Annotated in this window: 12 protein-coding genes; 11 read left to right on the forward strand and 1 reads right to left on the reverse strand. The window is 64.8% G+C overall.

The genetic code is table 11. The annotated features are described in order from the left end of the window. The first annotated feature begins 896 nt into the window (after positions 1 to 896). The 5 genes from JYJ84_RS05170 to JYJ84_RS05190 all read left to right on the forward strand — a co-directional run bounded on the left by JYJ84_RS05170 (position 897) and on the right by JYJ84_RS05190 (position 8,028). Positions 897 to 2,057, forward strand: a complete 1,161-nt coding sequence (locus JYJ84_RS05170) for an efflux RND transporter periplasmic adaptor subunit (protein ID WP_275890707.1) — start codon at positions 897 to 899, stop codon at positions 2,055 to 2,057. An 11-nt stretch (positions 2,058 to 2,068) separates the two neighbouring features. Next, positions 2,069 to 5,227 carry an efflux RND transporter permease subunit gene (locus JYJ84_RS05175; RefSeq protein ID WP_175219885.1) on the forward strand — a complete coding sequence of 1,053 codons (3,159 nt, stop codon included), beginning with the start codon at positions 2,069 to 2,071 and terminating at the stop codon, positions 5,225 to 5,227. Next, positions 5,224 to 6,672, forward strand: coding sequence for an efflux transporter outer membrane subunit (locus JYJ84_RS05180; protein ID WP_174956230.1), 1,449 nt, complete (start codon positions 5,224 to 5,226; stop codon positions 6,670 to 6,672). The genes JYJ84_RS05175 and JYJ84_RS05180 overlap by 4 nt, the downstream gene beginning before the upstream one ends. Before the next feature lie 161 nt (positions 6,673 to 6,833). Then, the gene (locus JYJ84_RS05185) at positions 6,834 to 7,439 is read left to right on the forward strand and encodes a TetR family transcriptional regulator (RefSeq protein ID WP_164462682.1); all 606 of its coding nucleotides are present in this window, start codon (positions 6,834 to 6,836) and stop codon (positions 7,437 to 7,439) included. A 145-nt stretch (positions 7,440 to 7,584) separates the two neighbouring features. Beyond that, entirely contained in the window at positions 7,585 to 8,028 is a 444-nt protein-coding gene (locus JYJ84_RS05190) for a MarR family winged helix-turn-helix transcriptional regulator (RefSeq protein ID WP_175219883.1), read from the forward strand. A gap of 171 nt (positions 8,029 to 8,199) precedes the next feature. Here the strand turns inward: JYJ84_RS05190 and JYJ84_RS05195 are convergent, their stop codons facing one another. Next, the gene (locus JYJ84_RS05195; RefSeq protein WP_175219881.1) at positions 8,200 to 9,246 is read right to left on the reverse strand and encodes an AraC family transcriptional regulator; all 1,047 of its coding nucleotides are present in this window, start codon (positions 9,244 to 9,246) and stop codon (positions 8,200 to 8,202) included. A gap of 97 nt (positions 9,247 to 9,343) precedes the next feature. On the opposite strand from JYJ84_RS05195, the gene JYJ84_RS05200 reads away from it, so the two are divergent. The 6 genes from JYJ84_RS05200 to JYJ84_RS05225 all read left to right on the forward strand — a co-directional run. Then, on the forward strand, positions 9,344 to 10,327 hold the full coding sequence (locus tag JYJ84_RS05200) for a zinc-binding dehydrogenase (protein WP_175219879.1): 984 nt from the start codon (positions 9,344 to 9,346) through the stop codon (positions 10,325 to 10,327). A gap of 37 nt (positions 10,328 to 10,364) precedes the next feature. Beyond that, positions 10,365 to 11,078 (forward strand): DsbA family oxidoreductase, encoded by a 714-nt coding sequence (locus JYJ84_RS05205; RefSeq protein WP_175219877.1) that lies wholly within the window; start codon positions 10,365 to 10,367, stop codon positions 11,076 to 11,078. Then, positions 11,075 to 11,542: a hypothetical protein gene (locus tag JYJ84_RS05210; protein WP_122947363.1), complete on the forward strand. Its 468-nt coding sequence runs from the start codon at positions 11,075 to 11,077 to the stop codon at positions 11,540 to 11,542. Before JYJ84_RS05205 ends, JYJ84_RS05210 begins: the two co-directional genes overlap by 4 nt. A gap of 626 nt (positions 11,543 to 12,168) precedes the next feature. Further along, positions 12,169 to 13,254, forward strand: coding sequence for a porin (locus JYJ84_RS05215; protein WP_175219875.1), 1,086 nt, complete (start codon positions 12,169 to 12,171; stop codon positions 13,252 to 13,254). A gap of 34 nt (positions 13,255 to 13,288) precedes the next feature. Next, positions 13,289 to 14,104 carry an SDR family oxidoreductase gene (locus JYJ84_RS05220; RefSeq protein ID WP_174956224.1) on the forward strand — a complete coding sequence of 272 codons (816 nt, stop codon included), beginning with the start codon at positions 13,289 to 13,291 and terminating at the stop codon, positions 14,102 to 14,104. Positions 14,105 to 14,356: 252 nt separating this feature from the next. After that, positions 14,357 to 14,585: hydantoinase/oxoprolinase N-terminal domain-containing protein (locus JYJ84_RS05225; protein WP_275890708.1), on the forward strand; the 229-nt coding region annotated here is incomplete at its 3' end.

Here is a 14,585-nt window from a genome sequence, read left to right on the forward strand (position 1 = left end):
GTCGTTTGTCGACGTTATTCAACGCGTGTTGAATAAAATGATATCGCAAAAATGGTCATGCGTGAAGCGTGCCCGCGACCTGCTTCCCGTCGTCATGTACGCCACGACGTCTGAGCGCGTCGATCGAGCCGGCGTCAAGGGCCGGTGGTCGCGCTGTCGGCATGCTCGCCAGGTTTGACGCCGACCCTCCGTCCGGGCGGTGCAATCGCTGAAATCCGTCGCCTGCCGGTGCACCTGGCGCCTCGTTGCCCCGATCTGAGTGGCACTTCTATCTGCTACCCGTTCTGCCGTGTGAGCGCCGCTGGCGCCTGGCTTCGCGCTGCCTCGAGCGTGCCGTCATGCCGCGTGGCGTGACGATCGAACGGTTGACAGCGTCGCGACGGATGCCCTACCATCGCATTAAATCAACAAGTGATGAATAAAATTCGACCATGAGGATTCCGGCCATCGGGGACGGATAGCGCGCAGCGCGCTTTGCTTCCGCCCCGGCACGACAGGCGCCCGGCAACCCGGGCTGCATGCCTACTCCGTCGGGTGGATGTCCCGTCGCATCGCCCGCGTCATTCGGACGCGGTGATTCGTTGCGTCGGGTCGTGCGTTAACGGGCGGGATGTTCTGGACCGTTAACGTCCTTTCTTATAGATCAGTACACCTACTTAATGGGTGGGAGTCATGCTGCGCGCAGAAATCGTCGAATCCGGTGCCCGTTGCCGATTCGAGGCTGCGTGCGGCGGATCGTATGCGCGTCGCGATGGCGGATGCGTCACGCAGGCGTCCATATGGATGGACGAACCGGACTTGTCGTTCAGCCCGGCGCGCCGAGGGGCTTCCCCGGTGGCGGCCGGATTCGCAACGTTGAGAGTGAGAAACATGAAACGAACAGTGAGGGATGTTGTATGTACCGGATGATCATTCCCAAGAGAAGCGCGTTGCTTGCGACGTGTGTCGTGGTCGGGTCGATGGCCGTCGCCGGATGCCAGAAGAAGGAAGCCGCGGTGGCGGCCGTCCCCGAGGTCGGCGTGGTCACGCTGCAGCCGCAGGAGATCACGCTCAAGTCGTTGTTGCCGGGTCGCGCGAATTCGTGGCGTGTCGCCGAGGTGCGCCCGCAGGTCAACGGCCTGATCAAGCGGCGGCTCTTCGTCGAAGGCGAGGATGTCAAGCAGGGGCAGCAGCTTTACCAGATCGACGATGCGCCGTACAAGGCCGCGTACGAAAAGGCGCGTGCCGCGCTGGTATCGGCGCAGCATCTCGCCGAGCGCAATGAAAAATTGCTTGCCGACAACGCGGTGAGCCGCCAGCAGTACGACGACTCGGTGTCCTCGTACCGCCAGGCGCAGGCCGATCTCGATACCGCGAAGGTCAATCTGGACTACACGAAGGTCTACGCGCCGATCGCCGGGCGCATCGGCCGCTCGCTCGTGACGGAAGGCGCACTGGTCACGAACGGCCAGGCGCAGTCGATGGCCGTCATCACGCAGCTCGATCCCATTTACGTTGACGTGACGCAGTCGTCGTCCGACATGCTGCGCCTGCGCAAGGAACTCGCCGACGGCCAGTTGCAGACGGTCAGCGCAGGGGCGGCCAGTGTCGGGCTGTTGCTCGAGGACGGCACGTCGTATGCGCACGGCGGCACGCTGAAGTTCTCCGAAGTCAGTGTCGACGAAGGCACGGGCTCGGTGACGTTGCGTGCCCAGTTCCCGAATCCGGATCACCAGATCCTGCCGGGCATGTTCGTGCGCACGAAGCTCGACGAGGGCGTCAAGCGGGACGCGATCCTGGTGCCGCAGCAGGGCATCACGCGCGATACGACGGGCACGCCGGTGGCCTGGGTCGTCGGTGCCGACGGCAAGGTGCAACTGAAGCAGCTCGCGGTGGACCGGACAGTCGGCAATACGTGGCTCGTCCGCACCGGGCTGAATGCGGGCGAACGCGTGGTGACCGAAGGCGTGCAGAAACTGCAGGTCGGCATGAAGGTCGTCGCGGTGCCCGCGACGAACGTCCATGTCGACCTGGGTGACGCGCGCATTGCCGCGCCGTCCACGGCAAACGGCAGCTAGTCGGAGCGCGCATGTCACAGTTCTTCATCAGGCGCCCCATCTTTGCGTGGGTCATCGCCATCGTCATCATGCTGGCCGGTTATCTGGCGATTCGTTCGCTACCGATCAACCAGTATCCGAACATCGCGGCGCCCGCGGTGTCGATCACGGTCATCTACCCGGGCGCGTCCGCGCAGACGGTTCAGGACACGGTCGTCCAGCCGATCGAGCAGCAGCTCAACGGCCTCGACGGGCTGCGTTACATGTCGTCGGAAAGTAACGCCGACGGCAGCATGACGATCGTCGCGACGTTCGACCAGGGCACCAACCCCGATATCGCGCAGGTCCAGGTGCAGAACAAGCTGTCGCTCGCGACGCCGCTTCTGCCCCAGGAAGTGCAGCAGCAGGGGATTCGCGTCGTCAAGTACCAGATCAACTTCATGATGGTCGCGGCGCTCGTCTCCGAAGACGGGAAGATGTCGAGCGGCGACCTCGGCAACTATCTGGCGTCGAACCTCCAGGATCCGATCCTGCGAACGAAAGGGGTGGGCGACTACCTGCTGATGGGTTCGCAGTACGGGATGCGGATCTGGCTCGACCCGGCGAAGCTCGACAGCTATTCGCTCACGCCGCTCGACGTCACGAACGCGATCCGGTCGCAGAACGTCCAGGTGTCGTCGGGCCAGCTCGGCGGGCTGCCGACGCGGCGCGGCGTGGAACTGAGCGCGACGGTGATCGGGAAGGTGCGCCTGCGTACCGCCGACGAGTTCAAGCAGATCCTGCTCAAGGTGAATGCCGACGGTTCGCAGGTCAAGCTCGGCGACGTCGCGACCGTGAGCCTCGGGCCGGAGAACTACTCGATCTCGAGTATGTACAACGGCAAGCCGTCGGCCGGTATCGCACTGCGTCTGGCGACCGGCGCGAACCTGCTCCAGACGGTGGAATCGGTCAAGAAACTGCTCAAGGAACAGGAAGCGCTGTTGCCGCCGGGCGTGAAGATCGTCATTCCGTACGACACGTCGCCGGTCGTTCACGCGTCGATTCACGAAGTGGTCAAGACGCTGATCGAAGGCATCATCCTCGTGTTCCTGGTGATGTACCTGTTCCTGCAGAACATCCGCGCGACGCTGATTCCGACGCTGGCCGTTCCGGTCGTGCTGCTGGGCACGTTCGGCGTGCTCTCCGCGTTCGGCTTCACGATCAACACGCTCACCATGTTCGGCATGGTGCTGGCGATCGGCCTGCTGGTCGACGATGCGATCGTCGTGGTGGAGAACGTCGAGCGCGTGATGACCGAGGAAGGGCTGAGCGCGCGGGAAGCGACCAGCAAGTCGATGGGGCAGATCCAGGGCGCGCTGGTCGGTATCGCGATGGTGCTGTCGGCCGTGTTCCTGCCGATGGCGTTCTTCGGTGGATCGACGGGCGTGATCTATCGCCAGTTCTCGATCACGATCGTGTCGGCGATGGCGCTGTCGGTGCTGGTTGCACTGGTGTTCACGCCCGCGTTGTGCGCGACGATGCTCAAGCCGGGCGATGCCGATCATCATGTGAAGAAGGGTTTCTTCGGGTGGTTCAACCGAACCTTCGACCGTGGTACCGACCGCTACGAAGGGGCAGTCGCGGCGATCCTGCGCAAGAAGGGGCGCTATATCGTCATCTACCTGCTGATCGTGGTCGGCATGGGCTTCCTGTTCACACGCATTCCGACGGCTTTCCTGCCGGACGAAGACCAGGGGACGCTGTTCGTTCAGCTCCAGATGCCGGGCAATGCATCGGCAGAACGGACCGAGGAAGCGTTGGCGAAGGTGCGTGACTACCTGTTGAAGGACGAGGCGGATGTCGTCGAATCGGTCTATACCGTGAACGGCTTCAACTTCGCGGGGCGCGGGCAGAACTCGGCGCTGGCCTTCGTCGCGCTCAAGCCGTGGGACAAGCGCAAGGGTAGCGACCCCAGTGTGTTCGGGCTTGCACAGCGTGCCGGTGGGGCGTTTTCGAAGATCAAGGACGGCATCGTGATTCCGATCGTGCCGCCGGCGATCATGGAAATGGGTAACTCGCAGGGCTTCGACGTGTATCTCCAGGATCGTAACGGTCAGGGCCACGACGCGCTGATGGCGGCGCGCGACCAGTTCCTGAAGCTTGCGCACGAGAATCCGCTGCTGGCCAACGTCCGCCCGAACGGCATGAACGACGAGCCGCAGTTCCACATCGATATCGACGATGAGAAGGCGCGTGCGCTGCAGGTCAGCATCGCCGACATCAACGATACGATGACCGCCGCCTGGGGTTCCCAGTACGTGAACGACTTCGTCGATCGCGGCCGGGTGAAGAAGGTGTACGTCCAGGGCGTGCCGGATGCGCGCGTGGGTCCGGAGGATCTGTACAAATGGTATCTGCGCAACAGCAACGGCCAGATGGTGCCGTTCTCGGCGGTGGCGTCGGGGCACTGGGAATATGGTTCGCCGAAGCTCGAGCGTTACAACGGCATTCCGGCCGTCGAACTGCAGGGCCAGCCGAAAGCCGGCCACAGCTCGGGCGAAGCGATGCAGGAGATCGAGAAGATCGCGGCGCAGCTGCCGAACGGATTCGGGCTGGCGGTCACGGGGCTGTCCTATGAGGAACAGCTGTCGGGCTCGCAGGCGCCGGCGCTCTATGCGCTGTCGATCCTGATCGTGTTCCTCTGTCTTGCTGCGCTGTACGAGAGCTGGTCGGTGCCGTTCTCGGTGCTGATGGTCGTGCCGCTCGGCGTGATCGGCGCCGTGGTCGCCACGCTGGCACGCGGCCTGACGAACGACGTGTTCTTCCAGGTGGGCCTGCTGACGACGGTCGGCCTGTCGGCGAAGAACGCGATCCTGATCGTCGAGTTCGCGAAAGAGCTGTACGAAAAAGAAGGCATGTCGTTGATGCAGGCGGCTACTCAGGCGGCACGGCTGCGGCTGCGCCCGATCATCATGACGTCGATGGCGTTCGTGCTCGGCGTGCTGCCGCTCGCGATCTCGAACGGCGCCGGCTCGGGTAGCCAGCATTCGGTCGGCACGGGCGTGGTCGGCGGGATGATGACCGCGACGTTCCTGGCTGTGTTCTACGTGCCGTTGTTCTATGTGCTGGTGACGGGCCTGTTCTCGCGCGGCAAGACAGGCAAGGCCGACAAGGCCGACGACATCGACAAGGTTGACGAGGTGACCGCATGAAGATCCTGAAACTTGCGGTATTGCCCGCGGCGCTGCTGATGGCGAGCTGCACGATGATCCCAACCTATCATCGTCCCGACCCGTCGGTCGCCGCGCAGTACGCGACGGCCGCGCAGGACACCGCCGGCCAGCCGTCGGCCGCGGAAGTCGGCTGGCGCGACTTCTACACCGACCCGCACCTGCAGACGCTGATCGGCATGGCGCTGGAAAACAACCGCGACCTGCGCGTGGCCGTGCTGAACATCGAAGCGGCGCGCGCGCAGTACCGGATCCAGCGGGCGGACCTGCTGCCGACGTTGTCGGCCAGTGCGTCCGGGTCGATCCAGCGGCTGCCGTCGGACCTGTCGACGACGGGGCAGGCGGGTGTCACGCGGTCCTACAACGTCGGGGGTGTCGCGTCGTACGAGCTGGACCTGTTCGGCAAGATCCGCAGCCTGACGGAGCAGGCGATGCAGACGTATCTCGCGACCGAGGCCACACGCAAGGCCACCCAGATCAGCCTGATCGCCGAGGTGGCCACCGCGTGGCTGACGCTGCAGGCCGACCAGGACATCAAGTCGCTGACGGCCGATACGCTCGCCAGCCAGCGCGCGTCGCTGAAGATCGTCGAATCGGGGTACCGGAACGGCACGTCGTCGCTGCTCGATCTGCGTCAGGCAGAGACGACCGTCCGTGCCGCGGAAGCGAATCTCGCGCAGTACGACCGGCAGGTGCGGACCGACATCAATGCGCTGACGCTGCTGGTCGGCGCGCCGCTCGACGATGCGCTGCTGTCGCGCGAATCGCTGGCGACGGTTCGGCTCGACGAGGATCTGCCGGCCGGGCTCCCGTCGGATCTCCTCGCGCGGCGGCCGGACATCATGGCGGCCGAGCATCAGTTGATGGCGGCCAACGCGAACATCGGCGCCGCCCGCGCGGCGTTCTTCCCGAGCATTTCGCTGACGGCCAGCGGCGGCACGGCCAGTGCGTCGTTGCGCAACCTGTTCGATCCCGGCAGCGCGGCGTGGTCGTTCGGGCCGACGATCAGCGTGCCGATCTTCGACTACGGGCGCAACAGCGCGAACCTGGCCGTCTCGAAGGTCAATCGCGACATCGAAGTCGCGACGTACCAGAAGGCGGTCCAGACGGCGTTTCGCGAAGTGTCCGATGCGCTCGACGGGCGGGCGACCTGGGGCCAGCAGGAAACGGCCCAGCGCCTGCTGGTGGATGCGAGCCAGTCGGCGTACCGGTTATCCGACGTACGCTATCGCGAGGGTGTCGACGGCTACGTGAACGTGCTCGTCAACCAGCGGTCGCTGTACGACGCGCGGCAGAATCTGGTGAAGGTTCGGCTGGCGCGGATGACGAACACGGTCGACCTCTACCGCGCATTGGGCGGCGGCTGGCAGGACCGGACCGTGAAAGCCGACGTGCCGACCGGGCAAGCTGCGCATCCGCCGGGTTGACTCGTGCGCTGACGTGAAGCAGGACACCGTAACGGGCCCGGCCCGTTCGGTGATTCGGGATGCGTGCCCCGACACCCGGGGCACGCAATCGCATGCCCTTGCCGGGCCGCTGCGATGTAACAGGCGAGCCATCCCGACCCGGATGGACGTTCGGAAACGTTATGGTGAAACGAACCCGTGAACAGGCACAGGCGACACGGGCCATCATCGTCGAGTCGGCACAGGGCGTGTTCTTCGACCGTGGCTTCGCGCATGCGTCGCTCGAGGAAATCGCCCGCCGGGCCGGCGTCACGCGCGGCGCCGTGTACTGGCACTTCGAGAACAAGCTCGAGGTGCTCGATGCCATCTTCGCCGATGCGGCGATCCCGCTGGATCCTTTCCTGATTGCCTCGCGACTCGATGCCGAGCATGAGCTCGACGCGCTGATCGATGCACTCGGTGCGTGCTGGCGGATGGCGACACGTTCGAAACTGTCCCGCCGGCTGTACACGCTGTCGTACACGCGATGCGAAAACGCGAAGGAAACGGCGGCTTTCTGCGAACGGGTTTGCCAGGCTGCGTACGCGGCGGAACAGCGCATCGATGCATGGTTGCGTCGTGCGAAATCGGCTGGACAGTTGGCGAGCGAACATGAACCGGCGGTGATCGCCAGCGTGGTTCACGCGACGTTGAGCGGATTGCTGCATCGGGAGTTGACGCGGCCCGGGCGTCGCAATCCCGACATGGCTGAAGTTACCGAAGTCGTCCGGACGCTGATTCAAGGATGAATGCGCCAGGGGGCCGGTGAACGGTGCTGCGCGGGGTTCCGCGCGTGTTGTCGTGAATCCCGACCCGTAAGAGCTTGCAATCGCGAAAGAAGGATGCCGTGAAGGGGGGCGTGGAATGTCTGGTTCGGACTCCGGACAACTTAAAATGAGCGGCCGGGGTCTGTCCATCGCGCACCTGCTGTCGGTTGCCGAATCGGTGCAGTCCAGGTGCGTCGACCGACATGTCGAGCGGGTGCTCGGCGTGACGACGTCGCAGGCGTCGCTCTTGCATGTGCTCGATTGCGGGAAACTGTTGACGGTCGGCGAACTGTCCGATACCTGCGGCATTGCCAGCAGTGCGGTGACGCGCCTGGTGGACCGGCTGGCGGCGCTGTATCTCGTGACGCGAATGCAGAACGAGGATGACCGACGTATCGTCCACGTGTCGCTCACGTGCGACGGGCGCCGGATCGCGGCTGCGTGGCGCGACGTTCAATCCGAGATCCAGCGCGGGTGGCGCGCCTTTGCGAACGACGACGAGCTTCGGATGATGGGCAATTTGCTGTCGCGCATGCTCGTCAATGCGGCGCCACGCGATGCGGGCGGATGAGCGTCATGGCAGGTTCCCCCTTGCGTACCGAAAGGCCGCCTTCGCCGATGCTTCCCCGGTACCGAAGGGGAAGGGCGTGCCTGCTCCCGGATCGGCCCTCCGACATCGACGCCTCCGAGCGTCGTAATCCGGATAGTCGTGTTGCCGAAGGTGGCGTCGATCCGACGACGCTCATCGCGATCGGTTCGCGGCAGCAGGCGCGCGAGGTCGCGAACTTGCCCGGACCTTCGACGGAGGCATGCCGAACCATCGTATGGACGAATGGGTGAGGACCGACTGATCGGAAAACCCCAACAAGCTCGTCAGTTGAGCCAGCGGGATGGTCGTCTGCTGGAGGTAGCGCAAGGCGATTTCCTGCCGGACCTCATCCCGGACCCCCTCGAAAGTCGCGCCTTCGTCGGCCAGTTTGCGCTGCATGGTGCGCGGATGCACGAACAGCAGTTCCGCAATTGCCGACTTGCTTCCTCCGGTCGCGCCGAGCGTGCAATGCAGCGCCCGTCGCACGCGCTCGACCATCGACAATCCGGGGTCGCCGTAGTGCCGCTGCAGATACTCCAGCGCGATGTTCTTCAGCGACGCATTGACGGTCTCCAGCCGGCTGCCGAGGGTTTGCGGCGACACGTGCAAACCGGCGTGCTCCTGCTCCGTATAGATGCGCGCCTGCCCGAAAAAACGCGCATAGGCGCCGGGGTCGGCACTGTTCCCGTACGGGAGCGCCACCGCAAGCAGCCGATAGTTGTCCGCCGCGAAGGACCGCACCAGATGGTGCATCCTGCCCAGACACTGATCGAGCGCTTGCCGGCACACGGGCGCACGAGGAACCAGCAACTCGATGCGGATCTCCGCGGCGTCCTGGATCAAGGTGCTCGGTTCGATCACGGAGAGCTGCGCGGCCGGGCTGTGCACGTACAGATAGCGGGACGCCGTCGTCATGGCCTCGCGGACATTGGCGGAATGCTGGATGGCCATCGCGAGCGGGCCGAGGATGTCGATGTCCTGGCGGGCGGCCAGCTGCAGGCCGAGATCGGGCCGGTGTGCGGCGGCGGCGCTGTCTTCCATCAGTTGCATCACCGACAGAATCGGAACCGTCGCGTCGTCCACTTCGCCAAGGTTGGCCGGAAGCTCGTGCTTGCGCAGCAGCGGCAACGGATCGACCCCGAGCGTCGACATGAGCTCGCGGTAGCCCTTCATGCCTGTCGAACGAATGATTGCCGTCATGTCTCGCAATATAAAAACATTGTCTCGTGAGATCAAGAGAAAATCTGGCGGCTGCGTACCATGACATCATTCAAACCAGACACACGGAGTGTCCGTCATGCGTACCGCCATTCATCAATCCATGGGCCAGCCCGAGCAGGTGCTCGAGATTCGCAACGTCGCGCGTCCGGAGCCGCAAGCCGGCGAGGTGCTGTTGCAGATGATCCTGGCGCCCATCCACAACCACGACCTGATGCAGATTTCCGGCACCTATGGCATCAAGCCGGAACTGCCGGCACGTGCAGGCACCGAGGCGGTGGGGCGCGTGCTGGCGGTGGGCGAGGGCGTGACCCATCTGCAAGTCGGCCAGCGCGTGTCCGTGTCCGGCGCGTTCGGCACCTGGGCCGATGCGTTCGTGGCGCCGGCCGGCCAGGTGCTGCCGGTACCCGACGGCATCAGCGACGAACTCGCGGCGCAGTTGCTGATCATGCCGACGAGCGCCATGGTGGTGCTGGACGACCTGGGCGTGCAAAGCGGCCAATGGATGATGCTGAATGCCGCGGCGGGCGCCGTGGGCAAGAATGTGGCGCTGCTGGCCGCCGCGCGGAATATTCGCGTCATTGCCCTGGTCAATCAGGCGGCGCAGGTCGAAGAACTCGGGAAGCTCGGGGTGGACGTGGTGGAGAACACCACCGTCGACGGCTGGCAGGCACGTATCAAGACCGCGCTGAACGGCGAGCCGCTGCTCCATGCGCTGGATTCGGTGGCCGGCAGTCTGACCGGTGAAATGCTTCACGTAATGGACGACAATGCGACGCTGGTGGTATTCGGTGCGTTGAGCAATCAGCCGTTGAACATCGACTTCCAGGACGTGCTGTTCAAGCAGGCGACGGTGCGAGGCTTCTGGGGATTGCGCAAGGTCGAGAAACTGAGCGACGCGTACCGGGCCAGGATGGTGGCCGAGATCCTCGCGATCGCGCAGCGCAACGGCTTCAATCTGCCCGTCGCCGCGGTCCACGACCTGGGTGACGTAGCCAGCGCATCAGGTATCCGAAGCAGTGCCGGGAAGGTGCTGCTGCGAGGTGGTCATGACGAATCCTGAACCGGGTTCGCGTTTCCTGCACGATGGAGCAGCAATCATGAAGATCGATATCTGGTCGGACGTCATTTGCCCGTTTTGCTATATCGGCAAACGCAAGCTGGAAGCGGCGCTGGAGCAGACCGGCATCGCGGCGCAAATCGAGTGGCACAGCTTCGAGCTGAACCCTTCCGCGCCCCGGTCGTATGGCATGCCGCTGCCGGACGTGATGAATCGTCTGTACGGCATCGACCGCCAGCGCGCGCTGGCCATCCTGAATCATGAGGAGCAGGAAGCGCGCCGCATGGGGCTGGATTTCCAGTGGCGCATCGCGCGGCCCGGCAATACGTTCGATGCCCATCGCCTGATCCACCTCGCCAGGCACGAGGGAATCGGCGGTCAGGTCAAGGAGCGCTTTCTACGCGCGTATTTCACCGAGGGGCAGGATATCGGTGACCGGCAGGTGCTGCGTGCGCTGGCACTCGGGACGGGATTGCCGGCCGACGACGTGGATGCAGTGCTGGGCAGCGACCGCTTTGCCGACGAGGTGCGCGCCGACGAGCAGCAAGCGGTCGAACTGGGGATTCGTGGTGTGCCTTACTTCGTGATCAACGGGCAGGCGTCGGTGTCGGGTGCGCGTGACGTCGCGGATTTCGTGCGCGTGTTGCGCGAACAGGCGGCGATCGCCGCGGCTGCCACGCAGGAGACCGGGCCGGCCCCAGCGTCGGATGATGCCGGGATCTGCAAGGACGGTTTTTGCGAGGTCCGCAAGTGAACGCGCCGCTTCCGGCAGACGGGCGCGTAGCGCCCGCGCCGGGGGACTTCCCGTTCCTCGGCGTCTGGGCGCTCGAACCGGGGCGCTCGGTATACGCATTCGGGATGCCGCCATTGGACGGCACCTACACCGTCGCGCTGGATGACGACGGCTGGCTGGACATCACGTCACGGTGGCGCACTGCCGCGGGGCGTACGCGGGAGATCCACTTCGCCGGAAAGCTGGGCGGCGGACGGTTTCCTTACTCCAGCACCGGCGCCGCCGACGAGCTCGGTTTCGAGTTCGAGCCGCCCGGCCTGTTGCGGTCGTCGGCATTCAAGAACAATGAAAAGGTGCATTGGGCCGAGCGCCGGCTGGATGGCAGTGGCGTCTGGATGACGATCTCGGTGTTCGGCCGATTTTCCGACGGGCGCGTTTATCAGAACCAGGACGTCTATCGACGTGTCGTCGGCGGTGCCCCGTGACCGCATGAACAACGAGGTCGAGCCAGTTGCCGCCCTGGCGTGAGCGGCAACCGGTTCGTGGACGGGAGAGGGCGCGCCGCGGCACCGGTGTCCCGGTGCGCGCGCGAAATCGCCGCCGACGAATGGCCGTTGTGCCGAATGCGACCTGGCGTGCGTTCGGCCGGAACGTGACCACGGTTACGGTGCGCGGGATGACCCGGTCAGGCTCGCGCGAAAGCCGTTCGTAATATCCTTGCCGTCGCGCATGACCTGGCCGGTGTTGCCCACCCCGGCATGCACCACCCCCGATCAGGGGAATCCATGCTCTCAAACTACCCGAACGGGTAGCTGCCACCTGTCCCCCCCAAACCTACACTCCTTTCCAGAAACAACGCGACCGAACGGTGGCGATACCGCCGGGTCGTGACTCCCGCGCCAGAACTGGTGCGCGACGTGATTTGTTTCGTTGTGCTTTCTATTGACGCATTCGCGTCGACGGCAATCCTGTCGATCAATGTGCACGGTTGGCCGGACTCCACCCTGCGCCGACCGGGCCCGGGCAAGCCGCGGCATCCGGTCTGACGGGTATTCGCGTCAGCAAAGCACCGACATCCAACAAACAGAGACTAGAACAGGAGACATCCCCGATGACGACCATCCCTTCCCGTAAACGTTTCGCGACCGTTGCCGGCGTGCTGCTGGCCGCCGCCGGATTGCCCGCGCATGCGCAAAGCAGTGTCACGCTTTACGGTGTCGTCGACGCCGGCATCCTCTATACGAGCAAGGCGATCGATCCGAAGACCGGGCTGAATGCCGGGCACCAGGTATCGATGATCACCGGCGGGATGACACCGTCGTTGTTCGGCCTGAAAGGCACCGAGGATCTCGGCGGCGGCGTGAAGGCGATCTTCACGCTCGAAAGCGGCATCGACGTGTCGAACGGCGGCTATGCGGATTCGAACGGCAATCTGTTCGGCCGGCAGGCGTGGGTCGGGATCGAGAGCGGCTACGGCACCGTGAAGGCCGGCGTCCAGTTCTCGCCGTTCGTGCTGTCGTTGATCGCCACCGATGCGCGCAGCGTGTCGTACTTCGGCAGCGGCGTGCCGATCTATGTCGGCGGCGTGCTCGTGACCGGGATCTTCAACGCGAATGCGATTTCATACACGAGCCCGGTGGTGGCGGGCTTCCAGGGCAGTGCGATGCTTGCGCTCGGCGGCACGGCCGGCGATTTCCAGGCGGGCCGGCAGTATTCGGCGAGCCTCAATTACACGTATGGGCCGTTGCTCGTCAGCGCCGCGATGTACAACGGCAATGCGGGCGGCACGGCCGCATCGACGCCGGTGCCGAGCACGGTGCCGTTTACCGGGCGCACGCTTGGCGCGAGCTATCAGTACGACGCGCTCACGGTGAAAGCCGCGTACGTCAATTACAAGATCGCGGGCTCGTTCGACAGCCGCGTCTACGGCGGCGGCGCCGCCTATCAGTTCACGCCGGTCGTGAGCGCGGATGCCGGCGTCTGGTACACGAGCGATGGCAACGATACCAACAATCACTCGATCATGGCCGCGGCAGGGCTGACCTACAGCCTGTCGAAGGCGACGTTGCTGTACGGGCAGCTTGGCTATGTGAACAACCACGGCAAGATGAATACGGGGCTGTCGACGAACGGCGCGCTGTACGGCGCGAACGGGTCGACGTTCGGCACCGTGCTCGGCGTGCGCCACCTGTTCTGACGATGGGGTTCCCAGGGTTCGACAGGAGGGCAGCATGCAGATCGAGTTAGGTTTCGAGCAACGCCACGTGTTCGTCTTCGGCGGCACGACCGGCATCAACTTCGGCATCGCGCAAGCCTTCGCGCGATGCGGCGCGGCCGTCAGCGTGGCGAGCCGCAAACGCGAGAACGTCGACGCCGCAGTGCAGACGCTGCGCATGACGCATGCGTCGGTGTACGGCGCATGCGCCGACGTACGCGATTTCGACGCGGTGGGCACTGCGCTCGGCGATGCGGCGCGCGAATTCGGCCCGATCGACGTGCTGATATCGGGCGCGGCGGGCAATTTCCTGTGCGACGCGAATGCGATGTCGGCGAACGGATTCCGCACGGTCATCGACATCGACCTGGTCGGCTCGTTCAACGTGATGCGGCAGGCCTATCCGCATCTGCGCAAGCCCGGCGCGTCGATCATCAGCATCACCGCGCCGCAGGCGACGGTGCCGATGCGCCATCAGGCACACGCTTCCGCGGCGAAAGCCGGTATCGACCAGCTCACGCGCGTGCTCGCGCTGGAATGGGGCGCCGACGGTGTGCGCGTCAACGCGATCTCGCCGGGCCCGATCGACGGCACGGAAGGCTTTCGCAAGCTGATCGCCCGCACCGACGACGAACTCGCGCTGGCCGAGTCAGCCGTGCCGCTGCGCCGGTTCGGCACGACCGACGACATAGCCAATCTCGCGCTGTTCCTTGCATCGCCGTATGCGTCGTATGTGTCCGGCGCCGTGATTCCGTGTGACGGCGGCGGTGCGATCGACAGCGTGAAACCGGCGATCGAACGGGCGGGCGCGAACGCGTCGGCCGGTGCCTGACGCGCGAGCGCGACCGATACGGGCAATCCATACCCGATAACTACCCGGACGGGTGGCGGCAGCCGGCAGGCCGCTGCCTACACTGATCCCACGACGAACATAACCAGACAGGAGACGACGTGCATTCCCTTCCTTTTCCGACGCCGCACGGTTGCATGACGGAACCGCGCGAGCCCATCGACACGCGCCGTGCCGCGCGGGCACGGCAGCCGGGCCGCGCCTGAACCGGCCGATCACGAAGCGAGAGAGCTCATGACAATCCCAACCGATTCGATCCAGCCCGCGGTATCGGGCACGTCCGGCACACGGACCGCGCGGCATCGCCTGATCAACATCGACAACGGCGGCACGCTGACCGACATCTGCGTGATGGACGGCGACAACGTGATCCGCACGAAAACGCTGACCACGCCGCACGACCTGTCGCAATGCCTGTTCGACGGGCTGCGCAAGGCGTCCGTGGCGATTTACGGCAACGAGG

Origin of the sequence: Burkholderia sp. LMG 13014 (assembly GCF_905232215.1) — a bacterium.
Lineage (GTDB): Bacteria > Pseudomonadota > Gammaproteobacteria > Burkholderiales > Burkholderiaceae > Burkholderia.